Source organism: Bacteroides finegoldii DSM 17565 (genome assembly GCF_000156195.1).
Classification (GTDB): Bacteria; Bacteroidota; Bacteroidia; order Bacteroidales; family Bacteroidaceae; genus Bacteroides; species Bacteroides finegoldii.
Genome location: NZ_GG688330.1, coordinates 117,752 through 144,078 on the forward strand (window position 1 = coordinate 117,752; position 26,327 = coordinate 144,078).

Annotated in this window: 22 protein-coding genes; 10 read left to right on the forward strand and 12 right to left on the reverse strand. The window is 44.3% G+C overall.

Annotated features, from left to right (window positions below; translation table 11 throughout):
* Positions 1 to 36 precede the first annotated feature (36 nt).
* Positions 37 to 1,983, forward strand: a complete 1,947-nt coding sequence (locus BACFIN_RS04000; RefSeq protein ID WP_032839870.1) for a heavy metal translocating P-type ATPase — start codon at positions 37 to 39, stop codon at positions 1,981 to 1,983.
* Between the two features lie 7 nt (positions 1,984 to 1,990).
* Entirely contained in the window at positions 1,991 to 2,431 is a 441-nt protein-coding gene (locus BACFIN_RS03995) for a Fur family transcriptional regulator (RefSeq protein WP_007756788.1), read from the forward strand.
* 71 nt (positions 2,432 to 2,502) lie between these two features.
* Here BACFIN_RS03995 and BACFIN_RS03990 read toward each other — a convergent pair whose 3' ends face one another.
* Positions 2,503 to 3,504: a malate dehydrogenase gene (locus BACFIN_RS03990; protein ID WP_007756789.1), complete on the reverse strand. Its 1,002-nt coding sequence runs from the start codon at positions 3,502 to 3,504 to the stop codon at positions 2,503 to 2,505.
* A gap of 187 nt (positions 3,505 to 3,691) precedes the next feature.
* Here BACFIN_RS03990 and BACFIN_RS03985 point away from each other — a divergent pair, with 187 nt between their 5' ends.
* The 3 genes from BACFIN_RS03985 (at position 3,692) to BACFIN_RS03975 (ending at position 6,403) form a co-directional block, all read left to right on the forward strand.
* Positions 3,692 to 4,531 (forward strand): CvfB family protein, encoded by an 840-nt coding sequence (locus BACFIN_RS03985; protein WP_007756790.1) that lies wholly within the window; start codon positions 3,692 to 3,694, stop codon positions 4,529 to 4,531.
* Positions 4,532 to 4,645: 114 nt separating this feature from the next.
* The gene (locus BACFIN_RS03980; RefSeq protein WP_032839860.1) at positions 4,646 to 5,320 is read left to right on the forward strand and encodes a DUF4476 domain-containing protein; all 675 of its coding nucleotides are present in this window, start codon (positions 4,646 to 4,648) and stop codon (positions 5,318 to 5,320) included.
* 57 nt (positions 5,321 to 5,377) lie between these two features.
* Entirely contained in the window at positions 5,378 to 6,403 is a 1,026-nt protein-coding gene (locus BACFIN_RS03975; RefSeq protein WP_007756792.1) for a hypothetical protein, read from the forward strand.
* A gap of 207 nt (positions 6,404 to 6,610) precedes the next feature.
* On the opposite strand, the gene msrB is transcribed toward BACFIN_RS03975, so the two are convergent.
* The 6 genes from msrB to BACFIN_RS03945 form a co-directional block, all read right to left on the reverse strand.
* A complete protein-coding gene (msrB, locus tag BACFIN_RS03970; RefSeq protein WP_007756793.1) occupies positions 6,611 to 7,639 on the reverse strand; it encodes a peptide-methionine (R)-S-oxide reductase MsrB in 1,029 nt (342 codons plus the stop codon).
* 84 nt (positions 7,640 to 7,723) lie between these two features.
* A complete protein-coding gene (locus BACFIN_RS03965; RefSeq protein WP_007756794.1) occupies positions 7,724 to 9,061 on the reverse strand; it encodes a TolC family protein in 1,338 nt (445 codons plus the stop codon).
* Between the two features lie 9 nt (positions 9,062 to 9,070).
* The gene (locus tag BACFIN_RS03960) at positions 9,071 to 10,171 is read right to left on the reverse strand and encodes an efflux RND transporter periplasmic adaptor subunit (protein ID WP_007756795.1); all 1,101 of its coding nucleotides are present in this window, start codon (positions 10,169 to 10,171) and stop codon (positions 9,071 to 9,073) included.
* A 36-nt stretch (positions 10,172 to 10,207) separates the two neighbouring features.
* Positions 10,208 to 11,449, reverse strand: coding sequence for an ABC transporter permease (locus BACFIN_RS03955; protein ID WP_032839861.1), 1,242 nt, complete (start codon positions 11,447 to 11,449; stop codon positions 10,208 to 10,210).
* Positions 11,450 to 11,453: 4 nt separating this feature from the next.
* Positions 11,454 to 12,713, reverse strand: coding sequence for an ABC transporter permease (locus tag BACFIN_RS03950; RefSeq protein WP_007756798.1), 1,260 nt, complete (start codon positions 12,711 to 12,713; stop codon positions 11,454 to 11,456).
* 13 nt (positions 12,714 to 12,726) lie between these two features.
* Positions 12,727 to 13,443 carry an ABC transporter ATP-binding protein gene (locus BACFIN_RS03945; RefSeq protein ID WP_007756800.1) on the reverse strand — a complete coding sequence of 239 codons (717 nt, stop codon included), beginning with the start codon at positions 13,441 to 13,443 and terminating at the stop codon, positions 12,727 to 12,729.
* Between the two features lie 179 nt (positions 13,444 to 13,622).
* Between BACFIN_RS03945 and BACFIN_RS03940 the strand changes: the two genes are divergently transcribed.
* The gene (locus BACFIN_RS03940) at positions 13,623 to 14,603 is read left to right on the forward strand and encodes an ROK family protein (protein ID WP_022275422.1); all 981 of its coding nucleotides are present in this window, start codon (positions 13,623 to 13,625) and stop codon (positions 14,601 to 14,603) included.
* A gap of 160 nt (positions 14,604 to 14,763) precedes the next feature.
* Here the strand turns inward: BACFIN_RS03940 and rplS are convergent, their stop codons facing one another.
* Entirely contained in the window at positions 14,764 to 15,114 is a 351-nt protein-coding gene (gene rplS / locus BACFIN_RS03935) for a 50S ribosomal protein L19 (protein ID WP_004296199.1), read from the reverse strand.
* A gap of 155 nt (positions 15,115 to 15,269) precedes the next feature.
* Between rplS and BACFIN_RS03930 the strand changes: the two genes are divergently transcribed.
* From BACFIN_RS03930 to BACFIN_RS03920, 3 genes are read left to right on the forward strand one after another with little or no spacing between them, the layout of a single operon-like run.
* Complete coding sequence (locus BACFIN_RS03930; RefSeq protein ID WP_007756805.1) at positions 15,270 to 16,055, forward strand: 5'-nucleotidase C-terminal domain-containing protein; 786 nt, start codon at positions 15,270 to 15,272, stop codon at positions 16,053 to 16,055.
* 26 nt (positions 16,056 to 16,081) lie between these two features.
* A complete protein-coding gene (locus BACFIN_RS03925) occupies positions 16,082 to 16,912 on the forward strand; it encodes a bifunctional metallophosphatase/5'-nucleotidase (RefSeq protein ID WP_032839871.1) in 831 nt (276 codons plus the stop codon).
* The gene (locus tag BACFIN_RS03920) at positions 16,909 to 19,920 is read left to right on the forward strand and encodes a glycoside hydrolase family 3 N-terminal domain-containing protein (RefSeq protein ID WP_007756807.1); all 3,012 of its coding nucleotides are present in this window, start codon (positions 16,909 to 16,911) and stop codon (positions 19,918 to 19,920) included. The genes BACFIN_RS03925 and BACFIN_RS03920 overlap by 4 nt, the downstream gene beginning before the upstream one ends.
* A 98-nt stretch (positions 19,921 to 20,018) precedes the next feature.
* Here BACFIN_RS03920 and BACFIN_RS03915 read toward each other — a convergent pair whose 3' ends face one another.
* The 4 genes from BACFIN_RS03915 to BACFIN_RS03900 all read right to left on the reverse strand — a co-directional run bounded on the left by BACFIN_RS03915 (position 20,019) and on the right by BACFIN_RS03900 (position 24,413).
* Positions 20,019 to 20,645 (reverse strand): outer membrane beta-barrel protein, encoded by a 627-nt coding sequence (locus tag BACFIN_RS03915; protein ID WP_007756808.1) that lies wholly within the window; start codon positions 20,643 to 20,645, stop codon positions 20,019 to 20,021.
* Between the two features lie 15 nt (positions 20,646 to 20,660).
* Complete coding sequence (locus tag BACFIN_RS03910; protein ID WP_007756809.1) at positions 20,661 to 21,296, reverse strand: DUF4136 domain-containing protein; 636 nt, start codon at positions 21,294 to 21,296, stop codon at positions 20,661 to 20,663.
* A gap of 236 nt (positions 21,297 to 21,532) precedes the next feature.
* Positions 21,533 to 21,898 carry a winged helix DNA-binding protein gene (locus tag BACFIN_RS03905; protein WP_032839862.1) on the reverse strand — a complete coding sequence of 122 codons (366 nt, stop codon included), beginning with the start codon at positions 21,896 to 21,898 and terminating at the stop codon, positions 21,533 to 21,535.
* 34 nt (positions 21,899 to 21,932) lie between these two features.
* A complete protein-coding gene (locus BACFIN_RS03900) occupies positions 21,933 to 24,413 on the reverse strand; it encodes an FAD-dependent oxidoreductase (protein WP_007756819.1) in 2,481 nt (826 codons plus the stop codon).
* A gap of 129 nt (positions 24,414 to 24,542) precedes the next feature.
* Here BACFIN_RS03900 and BACFIN_RS03895 point away from each other — a divergent pair, with 129 nt between their 5' ends.
* Positions 24,543 to 25,883, forward strand: a complete 1,341-nt coding sequence (locus BACFIN_RS03895) for a sigma-54-dependent transcriptional regulator (RefSeq protein ID WP_007756821.1) — start codon at positions 24,543 to 24,545, stop codon at positions 25,881 to 25,883.
* Positions 25,884 to 26,327 lie beyond the last annotated feature (444 nt).

Genomic DNA, 26,327 nt, shown 5'->3' on the forward strand with positions numbered 1-26,327 from the left:
ATTTGCTACCTTTGCATCAACTAAATGATGAATGTTATGGGACATTGTAGTTGTGGCGCTCACTCATGCGCAACAGAAAAAAAGGTTGATGCAAAGGTTTCGAACTTCCATGAATATGGGAAAGTGATATTTTCTCTCCTGCTTCTGGCAGGTGGAATAATAATGAATGCTCTTGATTTAGCATTCTTCCGTGAAGGATATGTTTCTTTGATATGGTATATCGTAGCCTATCTTCCGGTAGGAATTCCGGTGATGAAAGAAGCCTGGGAAAGTATCAGGGAAAAAGACTATTTCAGTGAGTTTACTCTAATGATTATTGCTACTCTGGGGGCTTTCTATATTGGCGAATATCCGGAAGGCGTAGCCGTGATGCTATTTTATACGGTAGGAGAACTGTTTCAGGGTAAAGCGGTAGATAAGGCTAAACGTAATATCGGAGCCTTATTGGACGTAAGACCCGAAAAAGCACTGGTACTTAGGGAGGGTAATCTTGTTCTTGAAAGTCCTAAAAAGATAAAAGTCGGCGAAATCATAGAAATAAAGGCAGGTGAGCGAGTGCCACTTGATGGAACCATGCAGAATGAAGTTGCCGCCTTTAATACAGCCGCATTAACGGGCGAAAGCGTGCCTCGTAATATTCGGAAAGGGGAGGAAGTGCTTGCCGGAATGATTGTAACCGACAAGGTAATCCGACTTGAAGTGACGAGACCTTTTAACAAGAGCGCACTCGCCCGAATATTGGAACTTGTTCAGAATGCCGCCGAACGCAAAGCCCCGGCAGAATTGTTTATTCGTAAGTTTGCCCGTGTTTACACACCGATTGTTATCATACTGGCCGTATTAATTGTATTATCTCCATTGGTCTATTCACTTATCAATCCTGCATTTGTATTCACATTTAATGATTGGCTATACAGGGCTTTGGTCTTTTTGGTGATTTCATGTCCATGCGCATTGGTGGTTAGTATTCCGTTAGGCTATTTTGGTGGTATCGGAGCGGCATCCCGATTGGGTATTTTATTCAAAGGAGGTAATTATCTGGATGCTATCACTAGGATCAACACGGTGGTATTCGATAAAACAGGAACCCTGACAAAAGGAACCTTTGACGTGCAGGCCTGTAAAAGTGCAGGCGATATTTCGGAAGAAGAATTAGTGAAACTGATTGCTTCGGTAGAAAGTGATAGCACACATCCGATTGCCAAGGCTGTTGTGAATTATGCGAAAGAACGAAATATTGAACGCGTAACCGTTGCCGATACGAAAGAATATGCCGGCTTCGGATTGGAAGCAACGGTAGACGGAATTCCGGTTCTGGTTGGTAATTGCCGGTTACTGTCCAAGTTTGATATATCCTTTCCGCAAGAATTGTTGAAGATGACAGATACCATTGTAGTCTGTGCTGCTGGAAACCGTTATGCCGGTTATCTGTTGTTGGCTGATGCCTTGAAAGAAGACGCAAAGGTAGCTATTGACCGCTTAAAAGCTTTAAATATTGAAAACATACAGATATTATCCGGTGATAAACAGAGTATTGTTACTAACTTTGCGGAGAAGCTCGGCATATCGAAAGCCTATGGCGACTTGCTGCCGGAAGGGAAAGTGAAACACCTGGAAGAATTGCGTCAGGATGAGGCAAACCAGATTGCATTTGTCGGCGATGGAATGAATGACGCACCGGTGCTTGCTTTGAGTCATGTCGGTATTGCTATGGGAGGATTGGGCAGTGATGCAGCCATTGAAACAGCCGATGTCGTGATACAAACAGATCAGCCGTCGAAAGTAGCCGAAGCTATCAAAGTTGGAAAGCTGACACGAAGAATCATTTGGCAGAATGTATCACTGGCATTTGGAGTGAAATTGCTTGTGTTGATTTTGGGAGCCGGTGGAATCGCTACTCTTTGGGAGGCTGTCTTCGCAGACGTAGGCGTTGCGTTGCTTGCCATTATGAACGCCGTCAGAATACAGAAAATGATAAAGTAGGAGAAAGATGGAAGAAGATATTTATTTGGATAAGCTGGTCAGAAGAGACATTAAGCCAACTGCAATAAGGCTCTTGGTGATAAAAGAGATGATGCAGGCAGAGCGTGCAGTGTCATTGCTTGACCTCGAAACATTGCTCGACACAGTCGATAAATCGACTATATCCCGTACTATTGCTCTCTTCTTGTCTCATCACCTTATACATAGCATAGACGATGGAAGCGGCTCGTTGAAGTATGCCGTTTGCGACAACTCCTGCAATTGTGTGGTACAGGATTTACATTCGCATTTTTATTGTGAGAAATGCCATCGTACATTCTGCCTGGAAGGTACCCATATCCCGGTGATTGATTTGCCTGAAGGATTTACTTTGCATAGCATTAATTATGTCCTTAAAGGGATTTGTCAGGAATGTTCCTCCATGGGAATGACATTGGCAATGAAATAAAAAAGACCGAAACCCGGAACGATAAAAAGATCGTCAGGTTTCGGCCTTCTGCTTTCGCTAATATTGTTTGATTAGTCAATATTGGGATTCAAAGCATGCCAGTCCTTGATGGCTGGGATGATTCCCATTTCAATCACTTCGTCACGAAGTTTACATAAGTGTTCGTAGCTCTTTTCTAATTCTTCCTGTTCGGCAGGAGTTCCGGCTACTTCTTTATAAGTAACGCCGTCTTTAGTAATTGAAGTTTCCATCGCCATCATGATATGGTCGAATTTGCCATTGGAAACATACGTTCCGGCAGGCCAGCGGAATGGCTGCCCGCCCATAGCAGCAGCAATCATTTCGATAGACAGATAAGCCGGACTTTGGAAAGAAGAACGGCCGCGAAGGTCGATGATATGTTTTCCACCCTGGATGACACGTACTTTCAGTGCTTCCCATTCCGTCAACGGAAGGCGGGTAGTACCGATGAAATCGGTCAGGGGCTCTCCTTTTATTTTAGTGGTAGATGCAAATACAGCCATTTGTTCTCCATGACCGCCATACGTACGGCAATTCTGAATGTCGGAAGCGGGGATATGGAAGTATTTCACCAGTTCGTTTTGCAAGCGGGTGCTATCCAACGCAGCCAATGTAGAAACTTGTGAAGGTTTCAAACCTGAATACAACAAAGTAATCAAGCCGGTGATGTCTGCAGGATTAAAGATGACAACGATATGTTTTACGTTCGGGCAATATTGACGAACGTCTTTTCCGAATTGAGCGGCAATCTCTGCATTTCCTTTCAACAGATCTTCGCGGGTCATACCTGCCTTACGGGCTGCTCCACCGGAAGAAACAATATAAGAAGCTCCGGTCAGTGCTTCTTTGATGTCGGAAGTATAGGTAAGGTTGACACCTTCAAAACCGCAATGATACAGTTCTTCAGCTACTCCTTCCAAAGCTGGTGCGAACGGATCATAGAGACAAATATTCGGAGTGAGTTTCATCATCATGGCTGTTTGTGCCATGTTGGAGCCGATCATTCCGGCAGCTCCCACAATCGTAAGTTTCTCGTTGGTTAGAAATTCCATAATTTTATATGTTTAAAAAGGTGAATAATTTACTCTTTCTTTTTGTCGCTACAAAGTTAACATATTAGAAAGCAAATTGTTCATTGCAAATAGTTTTGCCCGATAACGAAAAGTTATAGCTGACTGATTGAGGGATCTATTCAAAATAGATTATCTTTGTATCTTATATAATATAATAGATAAGAATATGAGCATCGAATTAGGAAAGTTCAACCAGCTTGAAGTCGTGAAGGAAGTCGATTTCGGCGTATATCTCGATGGTGGGGAAGAAGGTGAGATTTTGTTGCCTACCCGCTATGTGCCCGAGGATTGTAAGATAGGAGATTTTTTGAATGTGTTTCTTTACCTGGATATGGATGAGAGGCTGATTGCTACGACACTAACCCCGTTAGTGCAGGTCGGACAGTTTGCTTGTCTGGAAGTCTCCTGGGTAAATCAATACGGAGCTTTCCTGAACTGGGGACTGATGAAAGATCTGTTTGTGCCGTTCCGTGAGCAGAAGATGAAAATGCAGGTTGGACGGAAGTATGTGGTTCATGCACATGTGGATGAAGAGAGTTACCGTATTGTAGCTTCAGCAAAAGTGGAACGTTATCTGTCGAAAGAAAAGCCGGAATATGCTCCGGGAGCAGAGGTGAATATTCTTATCTGGCAGAAGACGGATTTAGGCTTTAAGGCAATTATAGATAATAAATATAGCGGCTTACTGTATGAGAATGAAATATTCAGTTCGATAGAGACCGGAATGGAGATGAAGGCTTTTGTGAAACAGGTGCGTGAGGATGGAAAGGTGGATTTGATTCTTCAGAAACCGGGCTTTGAAAAGGTCGATGATTTTGCGAAGACATTACTTGATTATATCAAAGAGCAGGGAGGACGGATTCATCTGAACGACAAGAGTCCTGCGGAAGATATTTATGATACGTTCGGTGTGAGTAAGAAAACCTTTAAGAAAGGAGTAGGCGATTTGTATAAGAAACGTCTGATTACCTTGCATGAGGATGGCATTGCTTTGGTGGAATCCTAAATAGAATAGGGAAATCCCTATGCACGAATAGAGGGAATCATTGGGGTGGGGAGTTTTCTCACCCTATTTTTGTACTATCAGATTAGAGATATTAATAATAAAAACTGGATAAGTATGCGTAAGATTGTAATAAGTTTCTGTATCCTACTCGCTGCTCTCTCTTTAAAGGCGCAGACTGTAAGTGGAATTCGTATTGATGGCGGAGATACCCCGATTCTTGTGTATTTTGGAGGAAACCAGATGTGTCTGCCGACTACAACATGTTTTGTCGCTAACTTGAAATCAGGATATTACACCGTTGAAGTGTATGCTACGCGCTCTGCCCGTCCGGGAGAGAGAGTATGGAAAGGGAGGCGGTTATATAATGAACGTATTTATTTTGATGGGAATAGTGTGAAAGAGATTTACGTGGATGGACGTGGAGAGATTCGTCCTGGTAGTCCTGGCCGCCCCGGACAAGAGGGATATTGTCCGGATAGTCAATATGATAGAGTGATGAGTGAGCAACTTTTTAAGAGGTTTCTCAGTGAGGTGAAGAAAGAACCTTTTAAGGATGACCGCATGGAGATGATTAAGACGGCGTTGGCCGGTTCGGATTTTACTTCCGGGCAATGTCTTGAATTGACGCGACTTTATACTTTTGATGATGACCGGATGGAGATTATGAAGATGATGTATCCGCGTATTGTTGATAAAGGGGCTTTCTTTACAGTCATTGCTACGCTGACATTTTCGTCTAACAGGGATGAGATGAATAAGTTTGTGCAAAGCTACGGCAGACGTCGATAGTGATAAATGATTAAGTGTGTGGGGGGATTGAAATAATAAATGATAGGAGGTTGAATTATGAAGCGGATATTATTTTTACTTTTTGCTATCGGTTTGGGTGCCGGTATGACTGTGATGGCAGGAATGAGTACTAGCAAGATACGTAAGGAAACACGTTTTCTTACAGATAAGATGGCGTATGAACTGAATCTGACCACTCAACAATATAATGATGCGTATGAGATTAATTACGACTTTATTTATTCGGTCCGTAATATCATGGATTACGTGGCACGTGGTTATGAATGGGCGATGGATGACTATTATGAAGCGTTGGACATCCGTAATGACGATCTTCGTTGGGTATTGAGTGATGGACAATATCGCCGGTTCATGGGAGCCGATTATTTTTATCGGCCGATTTATGTGACCGGAGGAAGATGGAGTTTACGGGTTTATATCAATTATCCGAATCGCGGCTTGTTCTATTTCGGTGTGCCTTATCATTATCATACCTATTGTGGAGCGCACTATCGTCCGCATATTCATCATACCAGCTATTATCGGGGTAGATACAATAATCTTCACCATTATTCTACGCCTCATCGGGTAAGAGATCAAAGAGTGTATCACTCTTACCGCCGTTCGGATTTTGGCTCGGTTCGGATTCGTCCGAATTCTTCGGTACGTCCGCATAATGCACCGACTCGTCCGGGTAATTCTTACCGTCCGGAAACAGGTCCCGGTTCTTCAAGCTCTAATCGCAGACCAACAAGCGGAAGTTCAACTGGCTTCAGTTCCTCCAATCGTGAAAGTGGAAAAACAAGTAGTAGTTCGAGAGGAAGTTCAAGTAAACGAAACGATAGTAGTTCCTATAATAGAAATAACAGTTCTGAGAGAAATAACAGCTCTTCCAGTTCCAGGCGCGGTAGTTCCAGTCGTAGTAGCTCCAGTCGCAGTGATTCTGGTCGCAGTAGATCTACCCGGAGCAATGTCTCTAGTGGACAAACAGAAAGACGCTCTTCTTCCGGAAGTGCGAGAAGCAATAGCACTCAAAGCTCTTCCCGTTCCTCTGAAAGAAACAGCAGCGGTTCAAGAAGATAACCTATTCCTTTATTATTTATATCAATCTCATTACTCCTCAGCGGAAGGAGAACTAGACTCCGGGTTTTCACCGGCTAGACTATTCCGGGCAACGCCCGTAACTTGGATGAGGTTGTGTCAGCATTTTGACACAACCTCGTTCGTTTTCGTACACCATTCTGTTTTTCTAATGAACAATTACGATTAGCTTTTGTAACTCTTCAATATCTATTTAACGAGCGGCAAATATTCTCCATAACCTTCCTCTTGCATTTTCTCTTTCGGGATAAAACGAAGGGAGGCGCTATTGATGCAATAACGTAATCCGCCTTTCTCTTTCGGACCATCTGTAAATACGTGTCCCAAATGGGCATCTCCGGTTCTACTGCGCACTTCCGTACGTATCATGCCATGCGAAGTATCTTTCTTCTCTGTGATTAGATCTTTTTGAATCGGTTGGGAAAAACTTGGCCACCCGCAACCCGAATCGAACTTGTCGGTAGAAACAAACAAAGGCTCTCCGGTGGTAATATCAACATAAATGCCTGGGCGATGCTCATTCCAGTATTCATTGTGGAAGGCCGGTTCGGTGGCATTCTTCTGGGTTACTGCATATTGTTCCGCCGACAGTTCCTTGCGGAGGGTTGAGTCATCCGGTTTTTGATACACTTTTGTTTTCGGTGCATTGGCTTTGCGTGCCATTTCAAATAAAGCGGGATTGATATGACAGTATCCTCCCGGATTTTTATCCAGATAGTCCTGATGGTAAGTCTCTGCGGGATAGAAATTAGTCAATGGCTTTACTTCTATAGCGATAGGAGTCTTATATTGTGCAGACAATAGTTTAATAGCCTGGTTAATGACAGGAAGATCTTCTTTATTTATATAATAAATTCCGGTTCTATACTGTGTTCCCCGGTCATTACCCTGACGGTTGAGGCTGGTAGGGTCAATTGTCTTGAAATACAGATCGAGCAGCAAATTTAAATCTATCGTTTTAGGATCATAAACCACCTTTACCGTTTCCGCAGCATTGGTTTTTCCTGAACAGACCTGTTCATAACTCGGATTGGCAACATTACTGTTGGCATATCCTACTTGAGTACTTTCTACTCCTCGAATTTGTTTCAGGAAATGTTCTGTTCCCCAGAAGCATCCTCCTGCAAAATAGATTTCTGCTTGATTTTTCATTGGTTTAGCAACTCCTAAAAATGTATTACTAATCACTACGATCACTATGATGATAAAACACTTCATATCCGTTAGTTCTTTCTATAATAACGAATGAACCAACGGATATGTTTTAAGGAACTACTATACTAAACTCAAATATATTTCTTTTTATTCAATGACTTGTCCTTTGTAGAAATCCAGAATTTTAGTCCGGAACAGATAGTCGTATTTTGCTTGCAACTTATCCGAAAGAGCTTTCGTCAGATTAAGTTTGGCTTCATTATATTCTACAAAGGTAGCTTTGCCGTTATTGAATTTCTCACTCATCAAGCGGAAAGACTCCTCGGTAGCTTTCACTGCCACTTCACTGGAGTTGTACTTGCTTTCAGCAGCTAGAGCATTATACCAAGCCTGCTGAATCTCTTTGTAGAGTACTTTCTTTGCGTTATCCAATCTCAAAGATAAGTCTATTTGTTGTAAACGAGCGGTGCGTACTCGGTTTCGTGTAGAAAAACGATTAAAGATCGGAACGCTCAAATTGAATCCTACATACTTATTCAAGTTGTTCTTTATCTGACTGCCGAAGCTGTTTTCTGATCTTCCGCTCACAGTATAATAATTGCTACCCAAACCGGCGCTGAAAGAGAGTTGTGGATAAAACGCACTTTGGGCAATACGAATACTATTAAGACTACCTTGCAAACGATATTCTGCAGCCTTAATGCTTGGTTTGTAAGCAAGTGCCTGTGTATATATGTCATCCGGCGGAGTGAGAGATTCGAACTCTAGTTCTTCCTTAGGACCTTCGAGCACGAATCCTTCAGGCGTAGGTAATTCCAAAAGTTGGGTGAGGTCTAATAATGACAACTTGTATGTATTGTCTGATTGTACAGCAGTCATTTCATCCTGTGCAACACGGGCTTGTGCTTCGGCCACTTCAGAAGAGGACGCCTTACCCACTCCGTGGAGCCCTTGGATGCGCTTTAACTGGTCTTTGCTTAAATCTACCTGATTATGAGCAACCTTACTTAATTCTTGGTTGAATAAAACCTGCAAATAAGCGGAAGTGACATTGATTGCAATGTCTTCTTTGGCTTTATTCAAATCTTCTATAGCAGCTTTTAAATCCAGTTTGGCAAGTGAATATTGGTTGGGCAATTGCAAACCGGTAAATATAGGTACGTTTGTTCCCAAGCTGAAACTGGTATTGGCGCTGTTGATGTCACTATACGAGTTGTCTATCGGAGAAGCGGTACGCCCCCAACTCCAGTTTTGACTGGCACTACCACTCAAATTCGGAAGGCGTGCCCATTTAGTGGTGTTTACGCTCACTTTGCCTGCTTCGACATTATTGGCCGATTGACGGATTTCTATATTATGCTCAATGGCATAGTCGATACATTGCCGCAGCGTCCACGCTTGCGAAGGGTTGTTCTGTGCTTGGATGGAGATGATTCCGACTCCGGCAAGCAGAAAGGCTGATATGGTTTTACGAATTATTTTCATCGGATTCAATTATTTATCTTTTTTCTCTGCACCACGTATTTTGTCCTGAATGGTTACCCCTTTCTTGATTTCTATCTTGATCCCATCACTCATACCGGCAGTCACCTGTGTACGCTGGAACTTTTGTTCGGGCACTGAATCTGTCATGATGTACACAAATGTAGAGTCACCACTAAATTCAACAGTGCTTTCGGGTACTGCCAATACCTGATTGGCTCTTTGTAATACGATTTCCGCATTAGCCGAATATCCGGAACGGATCAGTACGGAATCCGGAATGGTAATTGCAGCCTTGATTTCAAATTGGTTGGCACCATTGGTTTCTACCCCTTTCGGAGAGATATATTCCAGAATGGCGTTGAAAGTCAGATTCTGCAAAGCTCCGATTGTCAGTTTGATCGGCATCTGTTCATGGATACGTCCCACTTCCGTTTCATCAATATTACCACGGAAAATCATGTCGTTCATATTGGCTAATGTGGCGATAGTGGTTCCGTCGTTGAAAGTGTTGCTCATGATAACGGAGTTTCCAGCCTTGACAGGTATATCCAGAATCAGTCCGTCGATAGTGGAACGAATCAGGGTACTGCTGAAAGAGGCACTGTTTTTGGTAATCCCTTCTTTTACGATTTCCAGATTATCTTTAGCCGTCTGTCTTTCTTCGCGAGCCTGTTTCAAAGCTACTTCACTTTTCTCATATTCTTCCCGGCTAATCAGCTGATCTTCGTACAACTTCTTTACGCGGGCAAAATCCGTTTCTGCCTGTGTTGCATTAATCTCTGCCAGGCGCACACGACTTTCCGCAGAATTCAGTTGACCGAGTTCAGGGATTACTTTTACTTTGGCGATAACTTCCCCTTTCTTCACAGCTTGTCCGGCTTCTTTGTACACTTCGTCGATAATACCCGAAATCTGCGGCTTGATTAAGATTTCGTCTCTCGGTTCCACCTTTCCGGTAGCTACTGTTGTTTTTTGGAGGTCAGTCACTTCCGGTCTAACTGTTTCGTAAGTGATTACCTTAGGTTTGGATTTCTGATAAAGGAACACAAATGTTCCGACAAGAATGATAGCAACGACTACCAATAATGCGATTTTCAGATACTTTTTCATCTTGGATATATATGTTTAATTTCTAATTCTCAACTTCTACTCCTCCCGGATCGCTTCAATCGGTTTGATAGCCATAGCCCGGTAAGCGGGTGCCAGTCCGGCTAGCATACCCAACGCAATCAGTAAGATACACGTTCCGACTGCCAGTCCGAAGGTAACTTGGAAACGGATATCACCTCCATTTGAGTTAGCTGCCATTTCTGTTAGTTGCAGCACTATGACGGCAAAGGAGATTCCGCACATTCCTGCAAGGGCGGTCAGCACTATGCTTTCAGACAGAATCTGTTGCAGGATATCTTTCGGACGTGCTCCGATTGCCCGGCGGATACCGATTTCAGTGGTACGCTCTTTTACGGTGACCATCATGATATTGGACACGCCGATAGCACCCGCCAGCAAAGTTCCCAATCCTACCATCCAGATGAGTATATGGATACCGGTAAACAAGTTATCGATCATAGAAAACATCGCTTCGGCATTCAGATACATAAGTGCCTGTTTGTCGTTGGGAGCGATATAATGCGCAGCTTTAATGATCTGTTCCATTCGGGGGTGTATGTCGGATACCTTGACTCCATGTTTCACGGTGAAACAGATCACGTCAATCTGCCCTCCCAAATTGTAAGTCTGTTGCATGGTAGTAAAAGGAAGGATGACCGCCTCCGAAGACCGTCCTTGTATGCTCATGTTTCCTTCGGAAGCAGACATTCCGATGACTTGGTAATAAATTCCATCCACACGTATGTATTTGCCACACGGATCTTCGTCCGGCTTGAAAAGACTCTCGTAGATTCTTTTCCCGATAACGCATACTTTGCGTGCTTCTTTTATATCTACATCATTGATAAACCTGCCGTATGCTATCTCCTGTGATTCGATATGGAGATAGTCCGGATACAGTCCTTTCACACTGCAATCGTATTTTTTATCTTCGTATACGGCTTTGGAGCCCCAGCGGGCTGCGGAAGGAGTAATCACTTCCGCTTCTTTGACTTGTGACCGGAGGCGGTTGATATCTGTTGCTTCCAGATCCCACCATCTTCCTTTGCGAAAACCTTTGTAAGCCTCGCCCGTTCTTTGCGCGGCAAGGAAACCGGAGTTGGTGGCAAATCCTTCAAAGTTTTTCTTCATCATCTCTTCCAATCCTTGTCCGCCTCCGATAAGGGCTACGAGCATGAAGATTCCCCAGAACACGCCGAATGCGGTCAGCAGGCTTCTTGTTTTATTTCTTGTGATGGTAATGAGGATTTCCTCACAGGTGTCCATGTCTATTTTCATAATCTTAATCTGCTCTAAGTGCTTCAATCGGACGGATGCTGACAGCCTTGCGGGCAGGGAACAATCCGGCTAACGTTCCGGCGATTATTAATGTAAGTGTAGCTTGAATAGCTATTTTTATATCGACGGTCGGATTCAGGAAGACGGTTGTTGTCCATCCGCCGGTATCCATGACTTGATTGCCGAAAGTGGCATTCATCCATTCGGTCACTCCGATGCCCGCCACCATACCTATGTAGCCGAATAAAGTAGTGATGATTACACTTTCTACAATAATCAGCCAAAGGATCGAGCCCGGTCTGGCTCCCAACGCTTTGCGGATACCGAATTCGCGTGTACGTTCTTTAACGGTGATCAGCATGATATTGGATACTCCTACAATGCCGCTTAAAAGAGTGAAAATGCCGATCACCCAAATTCCGGTACGTAGAATGGCCATACCTTTTTGTTGTTGCAGATAATTGGTGAACTGATTCCATATCCATAAGGCGCTGTTGTCGGTAGGATCGAAACGGTGGTTGGCTCCCAAAGCTTTCCGATACTCTTTTTCAAAATTATTATTCGCTTCAATCGTCTCCAGATTCTTCGTAGCGATGGTCAGATAGCTCAGCTTGTCTCCTTGATTATAGATCGTTTGCAGGGTAGAGAAAGGTATGAGGGCAGGTTTTTCACCACTATCTCCTTTGTCGTTGCAAAGTCCCACTACCCGATAGGTAACATTTCCTATATTGACAAACTGCCCGATAGGTTCGGTATGTGTCTTATGAAAAAGAATCTCAGCCGTTTTTTTATGCAGGACGATTACTTTCCGTCTTTCTTTAATATCCGTCTCATTAATGAAACGTCCTTTAAAGAGCTTTATGGTTTCTATTTCTATATGATTGGGAAAGACGCCTGCCAACCCGACACTGGCATATTCCGAGCCGAAACTGATGGTGACGGTACCTTGCCAGATGGAAGCTCCGGCCTTAATTACATAATCCGGAAAATGAGTGTCGGTGATCCGTAAGTCCTTGTTGTCCAGCTGAATTTTCCGTCCCTCTTTGAGTCCGTCGTAAGACTTGGAAGTCCATCCCGGATAGATTTTAATACTGTTCAGTGCACGTTCCGAAGAAGACTCTTCGAAAGCATGAATCAGTCCGTTGCCGGCCCCTAAGAGGACGATAAGCATGAATATTCCCCATGCCACAGCGAACCCTGTGAGGAAAGTCCTTAGCTTGTTGCGCTTAATGGTGCTGTATATTTCTTGCCAGATGTCTATCATGTCTGATTGGTTTTTATTTCATGAATCCGTTTTTACCGAAAGGAGAAGCGTCATGGGCAATGTTGTCTTCGATTCGTTCAATGATACCGTCCTTAATGTGTATTATCTTGTCGGTCTGGTTGGCAACTCCGCTTTCGTGTGTGACGACTACGATGGTCATCCCCGTCCGGTGCAAGTCTTTCAGTATTTGCATCACTTCTACGGAGGTCTTACTGTCCAATGCTCCTGTGGGCTCGTCCGCCAGAATAATCTGCGGTCGGGTGATGAGTGCGCGGGCGATGGCTACACGCTGTTTCTGTCCGCCGCTCATCTCGTTCGGCATATGATGCGCCCAATCCTTCAACCCCAGACGGTCGAGGTATTCCAAAGCAAGGGCATTGCGCTTTTTACGGCTTACTCCTTGATAGAATAAAGGAAGTGCTACATTCTCTACTGCGTCTTTGAACGATATCAGATTGAATGATTGGAAGATAAATCCGATCATGCGGTTCCGGTATTCGGAGGCTTTGGTTTCGCTTAGATTTTTGATGAGTACGTTGTTCAGATAATAATCTCCGGTATCGTAATTATCAAGAATACCTAATATGTTAAGTAAAGTCGATTTTCCTGACCCTGACGCTCCCATGATGGAAACAAATTCACCTTGCCCGATGTGGAGGTCGATACCCTTGAGCACATGAAGAGGTGCTCCGTTATTATAGGTCTTATTGATATTTGTCAGTTGTATCACAGTTTCCTTTATTTTGTTTCAGTTTTCTTATGAATTTCTTCTATTAGACGGTAGCGAGATAAGAAAAGTTGCAAAGAGGTTGAACTTTTTTTGAAAAACATTTTGTAGACTCAATCTTCTTTACGTAATTTGTGTGCAGTAAACTTAATGATTAACTAACCCTTTTAAATAAAAGTATCATGAATTCAAACATGGAGAAACCCTACGTAGTAGGTATTGACATAGGCGGAACAAATACCGTCTTTGGAATTGTAGACGCACGCGGAACTATTATAGCAAGCAGTTCTATCAAAACATCCGGTTATCCTACGGTAGAAGAATATGCAGATGAAGTGTGCAAAAATCTTCTTCCATTGATTATCGCCAATGGCGGTGTGGATAAAATCAGAGGTATCGGTGTGGGTGCTCCGAATGGTAACTACTATACGGGAACTATCGAGTTCGCTCCGAATTTGCCTTGGAAAGGTATTCTTCCGTTGGCTGCTATGTTTGAAGAAAGACTGGGCATTCCTACAGCCCTGACAAACGATGCTAATGCTGCCGCTATCGGTGAAATGACATACGGCGCCGCCCGTGGCATGAAAGACTTTATCATGATTACACTAGGTACAGGTGTAGGTAGCGGTATCGTTATCAACGGTCAGATGGTGTATGGTCATGATGGTTTTGCCGGTGAGTTGGGACATGTTATCGCTCGTCGCGATGGTCGTCTTTGTGGTTGTGGCCGTAAAGGTTGTCTGGAAACTTATTGTTCGGCTACCGGTGTAGCCCGTACTGCTCGCGAATTTTTGGCTGCCCGCACGGATGCAAGTCTGCTCCGTAATATTCCTGCAGAAAACATTACTTCAAAGGATGTATATGACGCAGCCGTTCAAGGCGATAAACTGGCACAGGAAATCTTCGAATTTACCGGAAATATTTTGGGTGAAGCTTTGGCGGACGCTATCGCATTCTCCAGTCCCGAAGCAATTGTATTGTTCGGCGGTTTGGCTAAGTCCGGTGACTATATCATGAAACCGATTCAGGAATCAATCGATAGGAATATCCTGAATATCTATAAAGGTAAGACGAAATTGCTCGTTTCCGAACTGAAGGATTCTGATGCCGCCGTACTGGGTGCCAGTGCATTGGCTTGGGAATTGAAGGATCTGAAAGAATAATATATCATTATTGTAGTAAAGGTAATGAAGCCTCGGGAGTTTATGACTCTCGGGGCTTTATGTTTCAGAGTGGAAGATCAGAGGGAGAAATGACAATAAAAAAGGGAACTTCCTGCAATGGAAGTTCCCTTTTTTATTTCGAATCGAAAAGTAACTAGGATTAGTTAGCTCTTTTTTCTTTGATTCTAGCTTTCTTACCGGTAAGAGCACGCAGGTAGTACAATTTAGCGCGACGAACTTTACCTACCTTGTTCACTTCGATGCTATCGATAGCCGGTGATTCGATTGGGAAAATTCTTTCTACGCCTATAGTTCCTGACATTTTACGTACAGTAAAACGCTTTTTGTCTCCATGACCGGCGATTTTGATAACAACACCACGGTACAACTGTACACGTTCTTTGTTACCTTCGATAATACGATATGCTACTGTTACAGTGTCTCCTGCTTTGAAGCTCGGGTGCTGTTTTCCGGTAGCAAATGCTTCTTCTGCAATTTTAATTAAATCCATTGTTGTTATTATTAAATTGTTTCATCGTTACAACGCAACATACCAAGTATCTCTTCTCTTGACAGCGATTGCGCGAAAGCGGTGCAAAGTAACGAATTATTTGTCAGATAGCCAAATGTTTTCGTATATTTGTAGCATATCTAAAAATAGCGAACATGAAACAGACTTATGTAAAGTATCTGATTGTAGCCGTGTTGGCGGGAGGTTTCCTCTTTACGTCCTGTCGCTCGGCACGGGAAACCACGGCTAACTACGAAGTGGTTGGAGTAAAAGGCAGTATGATTACGATCGATTCGGTCTGGGATGCGAATCCCGACAAAAGAGCTGCTGAGATATTGAAGCCCTATAAGGACAAAGTAGATGCGATGATGTATGAAGTCATTGGCACCAGTGAAATGATAATGGATAAAGGGAATCCGGAAAGCCTCCTTTCCAATCTTGTGGCAAGTGTGTTGCAGCAGGCGGCGGTTCGGGTATTGGGTAAACCTGCCGATATGGGATTGGTAAATATGGGAGGATTGCGCAATATTTTACCGAAGGGAGATATCACCGTTGGCGAAATCTTCGAAATCCTTCCTTTCGAGAATTCGCTTTGTGTGTTGACAATGAAGGGGACGGACATGAAACGTCTTTTTAAGGCTATCGCTTCCTTGCATGGAGAAGGAGTGAGCGGCATTCGTATGGAAATCAGTAAGGAAGGCGAACTGCTGAATGTAACCATTGGCGGACAACCGGTGAAGGATGACCAATCTTATACGGTAGCTACCATCGATTATCTGGCGGATGGAAACGGGCGGATGGACGCTCTTCTGCAAGCGGAGAAACGTGTATGTCCGGAGAACGCTACTTTGCGCGGCCTGTTTCTTGAATATGTGCGGAAGCAGACTGCCGAAGGTAAGCTGATTACCTCCAGACTGGATGGACGTATTTCTATAAAATAAAAAAGGAGAACCTAAAAATGTTGGATATGAGAAGAATTCAGATATCATTTCTGCTGTGCTTGGTAGTAAGCTTTGCCTTTTCCCTATTTGCGCAGGATACTAAAGAACTTATACTTTTGCAGACTAGCGATGTGCATAGTCGTATTGAACCGGTCAATCAGAAAGGTGACCGCAATTATAATGAAGGAGGATTTGTCCGTCGGGCTACTTTCCTTGAACAGTTCCGCAAAGAGCACGACAATGTATTGTTGTTCGATTGCGGGGATATTTCGCAGGGGACTCCCTATTATAATATGTTCCAGGGGGAAGTGGAAATTAAGTTGATGAACGAAATGGGCTATGACGCGATGACTATCGGCAATCATGAGTTTGATTTCGATGTGGATAACATGGCCCGTATTTTCAAGATGGCAAAGTTTCCGGTAGTCTGTGCCAATTATAATTTGGAAGCTACGGTATTGAAGGATATTGTAAAGCCATACGTTATTTTAGAGAAATATGGTTTGAAAATAGGTGTCTTCGGTCTGGGAGCGGAACCGGAAGGACTGATTCAGGCTAATAAATGTGAGGGAGTAGTTTATGAGGACCCGGTCGGGGTATCGAATGAAGTGGCTGCTTTGCTGAAAGAAAAAGGATGTGATGTTGTGGTATGTCTGTCGCATTTGGGAATTCAGATGGACGAACGCCTGGTGGCGAATACACGTAATATCGATGTGATTTTGGGCGGGCATTCGCACACCTTTATGAAAGGCCCGAAAACATATTTGAACATGGATGGAGAAGAAGTGGCTGTCATGCATACGGGGAAGAGTGGTGTGCGTGTAGGCCGTCTTGATTTGACTTTGGAACATAAATGAAGAAACTTTTCTCAATCTTAGCGTTTTTATTTCTTATTTCAGCCGGACCGGTAACGGGTTCGGCTCAAAATGCTGCTGCCGTTGAACCGCAGTTGGTATATAAGGCTCTTCAGGATAAGGACTGCCGCCATTGGGTAGACTCGGTAATGGATAGGCTTTCCTTCAAAGAAAAAGTCGGGCAGTTATTTATCTATACCATCGCTCCTGTGGATACCAAACGAAATCTGGAATTGCTGCGTGAAGCCGTTGATACTTATAAAGTGGGGGGACTTCTTTTTTCCGGTGGAAAACTGCAGAACCAGGTCAACTTGACGAATCGGGCGCAGCGGCAAGCCAAAGTACCTGTTATGATTACTTTCGATGGAGAATGGGGGCTGGCAATGCGTTTGCGCGGCACACCTGTTTTCCCGAGAAATATGGTGCTGGGCTGTATTCAGGACAATCGGTTGATTCATGCGTATGGGCGTGAAGTAGCCCGCCAGTGCAAACAGATTGGGGCTCAGGTTAATTTTGCTCCGGTGGCGGATGTGAATATCAATCCGAAGAATCCGGTGATTAATACCCGTTCTTTCGGAGAAAATCCGATACAGGTGGCAGATAAGGTTATCGCTTACGCATCCGGCCTGGAAGAAGGAGGAGTACTGTCTGTATGCAAGCATTTTCCCGGTCATGGAGATACGGATATTGATTCGCATAAGGCGTTACCTGTGCTTCCTTTCACTCGCGAGCGGTTGGACAGTGTAGAACTTTATCCTTTTAAAAGAGCGATCCGGGCAGGATTGGGCGGTATGATGGTCGGCCATTTGCAAGTGCCCATCATAGAACCGGTGGGCGGACTCCCATCGTCATTGTCTCGCAATGTAGTGTATGATTTGCTGACGGACGAATTGGCTTTTAGAGGGCTGATATTTACAGATGCGCTTGCCATGAAAGGGGTGTCGGGGAATGGAAGTGTCAGTTTGCAAGCATTGAAAGCGGGAAATGATATGGTGCTGGCTCCCCGTAATCTGAAAGCGGAGATATCCGCCGTATTGGAAGCCATTGAAAAAGGGGAGTTGAGCCGGGAGGATATTGAGAGTAAATGCCGTAAGGTGCTGACTTATAAATATGCACTGGGATTAAAGAAAAAGCCGTTTGTGCAAGTATCCGGTTTGGAACAGCGTATTAACACTCCTCAGACACGTGATTTAATCCGTCGGTTGAATTGGGCGGCGATTACTGTGCTGAACAATAAGAACCATATTTTACCGTTGCACGCGGACAAGGAACAGAAGATTGCATTGCTCGAAGTTGGAAAACCGGGTGAGACGAATGCGCTGGCGAGTCAGATGTCCCGTTATACTTCATTGGTCCGTTTCCGTCTTCGTGCCAATCAGACTGAACAGGAAAATCAGAAGTTGCGTGATTCGTTGGCTGCTTATAAACGGATTGTGGTAGCGGTCAGTGAACAACGATTGGGGGCTTATCAGCCTTTCTTTGCCAAGTTTGTTCCTAAAAGCCCGGCTATCTATCTGTTCTTTACACCCGGCAAAATGATGTTGCAGATTCAACGTGCGGTGTCCCGCGCATCAGCCGTGATATTGGGGCATAGCCATCATGGTGACGTGCAGCGGCAGGTGGCTGATATCTTATATGCCAAAGCCACGGCGGACGGAAGGTTGTCGGCAAGTATAGGCGGATTGTTTCCCACAGGGGCGGGAGTGACCATTACACCGAGAACGCCTTTACATTTCATCCCGGAGGAGCATGGTCTTTCGTCCATCCTTCTGAAAAAGATTGACGCCATTGCACTGGACGGCATTCAGCAGGGAGCCTATCCCGGTTGCCAGATAGTTGTTTTGAGAAACGGGCATATCATGTATGATAAAGCGTTCGGTACGTATGCGGGAAAGGGCAGTCCTCGTGTTGAATCTACGGATATTTACGATTTGGCCTCTTTATCCAAAACTACGGGAACTCTGCTGGCTATTATGAAACTTTACGATAAAGGACGTTTCAGCCTTACCGATAAGATTTCGGATTATTTACCGTTCCTGCAACGTACAGACAAGAAAGATATCACTATTCAGGAAATCCTGCTTCACCAGTCCGGTTTGCCATCTTGGATACCGTTCTATCAGGAAGTGATAGACAAGGATAGTTACGACGGACGATTATTCAGTGCGCGTAGGGATGCGAAACATCTGTTACGGATTGGTACGACTACATGGGCGAATCCGGATTTTAAGTTTAAAAAAGAATATATCTCGTCTGTCGGGACCGGGGATTATACCGTTCAAATCTGTGATAGTATATGGCTGAACCGTTCATTCAGGAAAGTGATAGAAGAGAAAATTGCGGAAACTCCATTGAGACAGAAACGCTATGTATATAGTGACATCGGATTTATTCTGTTGGGAATGCTGGTGGAACAGTTGGCGGAAATGCCGATGGAAGCCTATCTGCAACGTGAATTTTACGGACCGATGGGGTTGGAGCGCACGGGTTATTTGCCTTTACGCCGCTTTGCCAAATCGGAGATTGTGCCTTCCAATAAAGATCGTTTCTTGCGAAAAGAGACTTTGCAAGGCTTTGTTCATGATGAGGCTTCTGCTTTCTTTGGTGGATTGGGTGGGAATGCCGGACTTTTTTCCACAGCCCGTGAGGTTGCCCGTATCTATCAGATGTTATTGAATGGAGGGGAGTTGGACGGGCAGCGTTATCTGAGTAAGGAAACCTGTCAACTGTTTACTACAGAAGTTTCAAAGATAAGCCGACGCGGTTTGGGATTCGACAAACCGGATATGACTGATTCGAAGAAAGGGAACTGTGCTCCCGGTGTGCCTGCCGAAGTGTATGGTCATACTGGGTTTACCGGGACCTGTGCTTGGGTGGACCCTGTGAATGAGTTGGTCTATGTCTTTTTGAGTAACCGGGTTTATCCGGACGCGACCAACCGTAAATTGAATCAATTGCACATTCGTGAAAGGATACAGGAAGCGATTTATGATGCGATGAAGAAAAAGTAATCCCTCCTTTTCCGGCAAGCTATAAAATGGAATGCCCCTCTGCTCGTGGAAGCAGAGAGGCATTCTTTTTATTAACGTAATTCTGATAGAGTTTAGCCTTAGAATGATACACCCAGTCGGAAACCGAAGTTGTTCAGTCCGTCTACACTGTAATGCAGTACATCAGCCTTGTTGGTACCATAGCTGTAGTAGAGAGCGAAGTGTAGTCCCGGTCCGTATACCCAAGGAAATACGTTGATACCGATTTCAGGAGAAGCGTAGAAGCCCCAACTGTTTTCTCTTGCTTCGAGCATATTGAAGTTGGAACGGATTTTAGCATACTCGGCACCTAGTTTAGCGCTGACGTATGGTTGTACGGATCCACCGCGATTCCATTGGTAACGGGCAGCAGCACCGAAAGGCAATTGGAACATGGTGTGTTGCTGGTCGGTAGTTACCTCACCGGCTCCCAGTTGGAAGGTTTCACGGCCTACATATTCGTGGTTCGTATGGTAGTTTAGGAAAAGACCTAAACCGATATTAGGAGTCACGAAATAACCACCTTCAAAGTTCATACCCCAACCACTGGACTTGTCGGCAAAATGATTGCCGAGGGGAACATTAAACTGCCAGTCGATATTAGCATATCCGTTGTCTGATAGCTGTGCCTTAGCCGGCATGGCGAAGGCGATGGCAATAGCCGCCAAGGCTACTACCTTGAAGTATATATTTTTTCTTGTTTTCATAACAGTTGTAGTTGTTTATTTGTTAGTAAGATAAGGTGACTGAGTGAATGACTGATTGACAGCTTCCACTGCAAGAGTACGGTTGACAGCGCTCGAACCTGTTTCAAATCCGGTCAGATAACTGGTCCATACAACAGGGAGTTTGGCTTTTTCACCTTGGTCGGCGTTCAAGTCCACCATTTCCGTCAGGAATGAGTTGGTGCTATAACTGTAAGTCACAGCGTACGGATAGTACCATCCGCCACCCCAGTTTCCGCCCCAGTAACCGGGTCCCCAATAGCCGGGATAGCCCCACCACCATTCGGGTTGATTGTAGCTGGTGAAATAATAAGTACTTTCGATGTAGCTTACTTGGATACCAAGATCAGCATTTTCTTTGGTATCAGCGGCTGTATAGCCTCTGGCTTCCATGTTTTCCGTGTAAGCAGCCAGAATTTGTTCAGCGCCTTCTCCTTCGAGATATTCCGGTTCTTTACTGTCGTTGATTACCAGAATTTGATCTGCCAGATAGAATGTAGGAACTTTGAAGTCAGCTTTCTTGTCGTAGTTAGTGTATACCAGATAGTTGTTATCCAGCTTACCCATGTCCGGGTCTTTTTCGCAGGATGCGAGTGCAAAGACCGCCAATAAAATAGGAATTAATTTCTTCATATCTTTATAATGTTTAGGTTATATAAAAATCAGGCCCTGGTACCTTGGGGCTTTTGTTACAAACAACAACAAAGAAATAAAAAGGTTCGCACGAAGAATTATTTTGCCGGAAAATTAACATTTTTCTTTCTGTGTCTGTAATAAAGAAGAGAGTGTGTCATAATGAATAATAAAACGCGGATTAATTCATGTTAATCCGCGTTTTGAACTCTCTTTATAGTTTTGTAGAGAACCGTTTAAGATTCTGCGTCTTTGAACAGAGGTTTCAGTAATTCGGGGATTTCCACCTTCTGTATTTCCATGTCACAAACCCGTTCTCTTCCTGCAGCAGACAGGGTAAAGTACATTTGCCGCCGATCCTCGCTTCCCAAAGTTCTGACGATCAGTCCTTTTTCTTCCAGTATCCGGAGCATTTTTGATGTATGGGAAGGGCTCAAATCTGTTTGTTTCGACAGGTTTGTTGCCGTCATTCTTTCCGAAGAGCACTTGAGAGCGCACAAAATCATGGCCTCGTTCAGCGTTATCTGGTAGACTTGCTCAAAGCTAGCCTCAAAATTGGTCATAGCTCTGAATACATCGCGTATGGCACATATTGTTTTCATATTTCTCATTGCATATATTTATTATTTCGTTCCGTTAAATAAACAGATTAACGTTGGCATTGTCGGCCCGTTCCATATAAGTCGCTACACCGCCGATAGTCACTTCGTCCAGAAGTTCTTCTTGTTTCACTCCCATCACATCCATCGACATCTGGCAGGCAATAAATTCCACCCCGTTCTCCAGAGCTTGTTGGCGCAGTGATTCCAAAGAATCAATACCTTTCTTATTCATGATATACCGCATCATTTTTCCGCCTATTCCTCCCATGCTCATCTTTGAAAGTTTCAGTTTCTTCGAGCTGGAAGGCAACATCATGCCAAACATTTTTCCAAAAATATCTTTCTCGGTTTCCGGCTTATGCAGTTTCTTGATAACGTTCAATCCCCAGAAAGTGAAGAAGATTGTAACTTTCTGTCCTGTGGCTGCCGCACCGTTGGCAAGTACAAAGGTAGCTAAAGCTTTATCTAAATCATCACTGAACATGATAAAAGTTTTTCCTTTGTCCTCACAAGAAGTAACAATATTGCACGCTTTTGGTTCTCCTTTTTCTATAATAACAACAGATTTTCCTCCGGATGCCTCTTTGGAAATGAGCTGATTGCCGGTCGAGCTGCACCATGCGGCAGCATCACGCGGGAATCCCGGATCGGTAGCCGTAATCTCTACCCGCTCGCCGGAAGCCAGTCCGTCCATCGTCTTTTTCATTTTCAGTATTGGACCGGGACATTGCAGCCCGCACGCGTCCACACGGATTGTTTTTGCAGCTGCTACGGGAATTGCCGGTGCGGCTGACGGTTCGCTCGAAAGTGTCTTCTCTTGCGGTGAAGGGGATTCGTCTGTTTGGTCTTCATTCTCCTGGTGTATAACGATGGGGGCTGTGGCTGCACGGTAAGTCTTCAATCCGCCTGAAAGGTTACGTACTTTGTCAAATCCGTGTTGCGTCAATATCCGGTAAGCGAGATAACCGCGCAGGCCGACGGCGCAGAACGTATAAATCATACGGTCTTTCGGCAGTTCCGACATCCGGTCCCGGAGTTCATCCAACGGGATATTGACCGCTCCCGGTAATGATCCTAATGCAAACTCGTCCTGTGTACGGACATCCAGTAAGAATTTATTCTCCATCTCGATGTCTCTCAGCTCCCTCCAGTAGACAGGATTCGTTTTACCCGTAATCATATCTTCCGCTACATATCCGGCTATTGCTACAGGATCTTTGGCGGAGGAGAATGGAGGAGCGTATGCCTGTTCTACTTTCATCAGGTCGTATACCGTACCTTGATGTTTGATGACAAGCGCAAGCTCGTCAATTCGCTTGTCCACTCCGTCATAGCCGACAATCTGTCCTCCGTACAGCCGTCCCGTTTGTTTGTCGAACGTAATCTTTATACTCATCGGCATAGCGTCCGGGTAGTATCCGGCATGAGAAGCGGGATGAATGGTAGACGACATATAATCGATACCTTCCAAGCGTAGCCGTTTGCCGGGCAAGCCGGTGGAAGCCACCGTCATATCAAAGACTTTGGCGATGGAAGTGCCGATGGAACCTTCGTATGGAATTTTAGCTCCCAGTATATTGTCTGCAACGATGCGTCCTTGACGGTTGGCAGGGCCTGCAAGGTAGTTGAGCCAGGGCTTTCCGGTGATTGGATGGCGATATTCGATAGCGTCACCGATAGCATAAATGGCTTCGTCGGATGTCTGTAAATAGTCGTTCACGGCAATACCGCCGGCAGGGCCGATCGTTAGCTCGGCAGCCCGGGCCAGACTGGTTTCCGGCCGTACTCCGATAGATAGAATGACAATATCGGCAGAAATCGACTGTCCGTTCTTGAAAGTAACCTTCAGTCCTTTTCCTTCCCGTTCGAAAGAAGCTACGGCTTGTTCCAAATACAGGTTCACTCCTTTGTCCATCAGGTGTTGATGCACGAGCGAAGCCATCGAGAAGTCGATAGGAGCCATTACCTGATTCCCCATTTCCACAATCGAGACTTTCGCCCCTTGTGCGTGCAGGTTCTCGGCCATTTCGAGACCGATAAATCCGGCTCCTACCACTACCGCTTTTCGGGGAGAATGGCTGTTGATATATTCTTTGATACGGTCTGTATCTGTGACATTTCTTAGCGTGAAAATACCCGGAAGGTCGATTCCCGGTAATGGCGGCCGTACGGGAGAAGCTCCGGTTGATATCAGCAGTTTGTCGTAGCTCTCTTCATACGTATCCTCGCTACTCTGACGTACGGTGACTGTCTTTTTCTTCCGGTCAATAAAAATCACTTCGTTTTCCGTGCGGACATCAACACGGAAGCGTGTCGAGAATGCTTCGGGAGTCTGTACAAATAATTTTTCCCGTTCTTCAATCACTCCTCCTATATAATAAGGCAGCCCGCAATTGGCGTACGATATATGCTTTCCTTTTTCCAAAAGGATAATTTCTGCTGTCTCGTCTACTCGTCTGATTCGGGCAGCAGTGGTAGCTCCTCCTGCAACGCCTCCGATAATGATAATCTTCATAATTTTATAGTGTAAATATTTTCCTATGGAAATAACGAACTATATATAAGAAATGTTCATAGACTCATCGAAAAAAGTTATATTTGCACACCCTGTTTTTTATTCTTCCATTAAATGTAAGTAAATTGTATGAGTAAGATTCTTATTGTTGACGATGAAATCCAGATTCGTAGCCTTTTGGCACGTATGCTGGAACTTGAAGGGTACGAAGTATGTCAGGCTGGCGATTGTAAAGCTGCTGTCAAACAACTTGAAGTCCAATCGCCCGATGTGGTTCTGTGTGATGTTTTTCTTCCTGATGGGAATGGGGTGGATTTAGTGCTGAATATCAAGAAGCAGGCTCCTAATGTGGAAGTGATTCTTCTCACCGCACATGGCAATATTCCTGACGGGGTGCAGGCGATCAAGAATGGTGCATTCGATTATATAACGAAGGGAGATGATAATAATAAGATCATTCCTTTGATTAGTCGTGCTGCGGAGAAAGCAAGAATGAATGTCCGGTTGGAAAAACTGGAGAAGAAAGTCGGGCAGATGTATTCGTTCGATTCTATTTTAGGAGAATCGAAAGTGCTGAAAGAGGCTATCTCTTTGGCACAGAAGGTGTCTGTCACGGATGTTCCGGTATTACTTACCGGAGAGACCGGGACAGGAAAAGAGGTTTTTGCTCAGGCTATCCATTATAATAGTAAGCGGAGTAAACAGAATTTCGTAGCGGTCAACTGCTCCTCTTTTAGTAAGGAATTATTAGAGAGTGAGATGTTCGGGCACAAGGCGGGCTCATTTACCGGTGCTTTGAAAGATAAGAAAGGGCTTTTTGAGGAAGCTCATAACGGAACGATTTTTCTGGATGAAATAGGGGAAATGGCTTTTGAACTGCAAGCCAAGTTACTGCGTATTCTTGAAACCGGCGAGTATATAAAAATAGGTGACACAAAGCCTACCAGGGTGAATGTGCGTATCATTGCTGCAACGAACCGCAACCTGCAGGAAGAAATCAAAGAGGGATGTTTTCGTGAAGATTTGTTCTATCGTCTTTCTGTATTTCAGGTGCATCTCCCTGCACTTCGTGAGCGGGCAGGGGATATCAGTATTCTTGCAGCAGCTTTTGCCAAGAGCTTTTCCGAGAAACTTTCGTATTCCATTAGTGAGATGACTCCCGCTTTTCTGGAGGCTTTGGAGAAACAGTCTTGGAAAGGAAATATCCGCGAATTGCGAAATGTTATCGAGCGTAGCCTGATTGTCTGCGAAGGTGGGCGGTTGGATATTTGCGATTTACCTTTGGAAATTCAAAATACTCATTACGAATGTTCGGACGATAGTGCGGAGGGCTTTGAACTGGCGGCAATGGAACGAAGACATATTGCCCGTGTTTTGGAATACACTAAGGGAAATAAAACGGAAACTGCCCGTTTGCTGAAAATTGGACTTACTACGTTGTATAGAAAGATAGAAGAGTATAAAATCTGATTGAGACCTGTTCATGTCTTTAATATATCAGAAAGAGTATTTCTCCTCGTGGATTTAAAATTGAAGATCATCTGCCATCCTACACTAGTCTCACTTTATGTTGTTGAATATTAGTATATTAATAGGGTGTAGGATAGTGGTGTGGGATGGTTGCAGATGCGGTGTATCTTACCCCTTTCCCTCGCTCATCCTTACACTTTCCCTTACTTATCCTTACGCCCTGTCTTTGCCATCCTGCTTTTCACTAAGTGTTTCCTGCGTATGAAACTTTAGTTTCCCCCTCTTGAAACTCCAGTTTCCTCTGCTTGAACCTTTAGTTTCATTTGCTTGAACTTCTGGTATCCTGTGGTGAAACAACATTTTCTGTTACTTGAAACAGTCTGTTCTTGTACTCTCTTTCGGCTCTTGATGCTTGCTTTTCAGTCATAACTGCCTGTCTTCTCA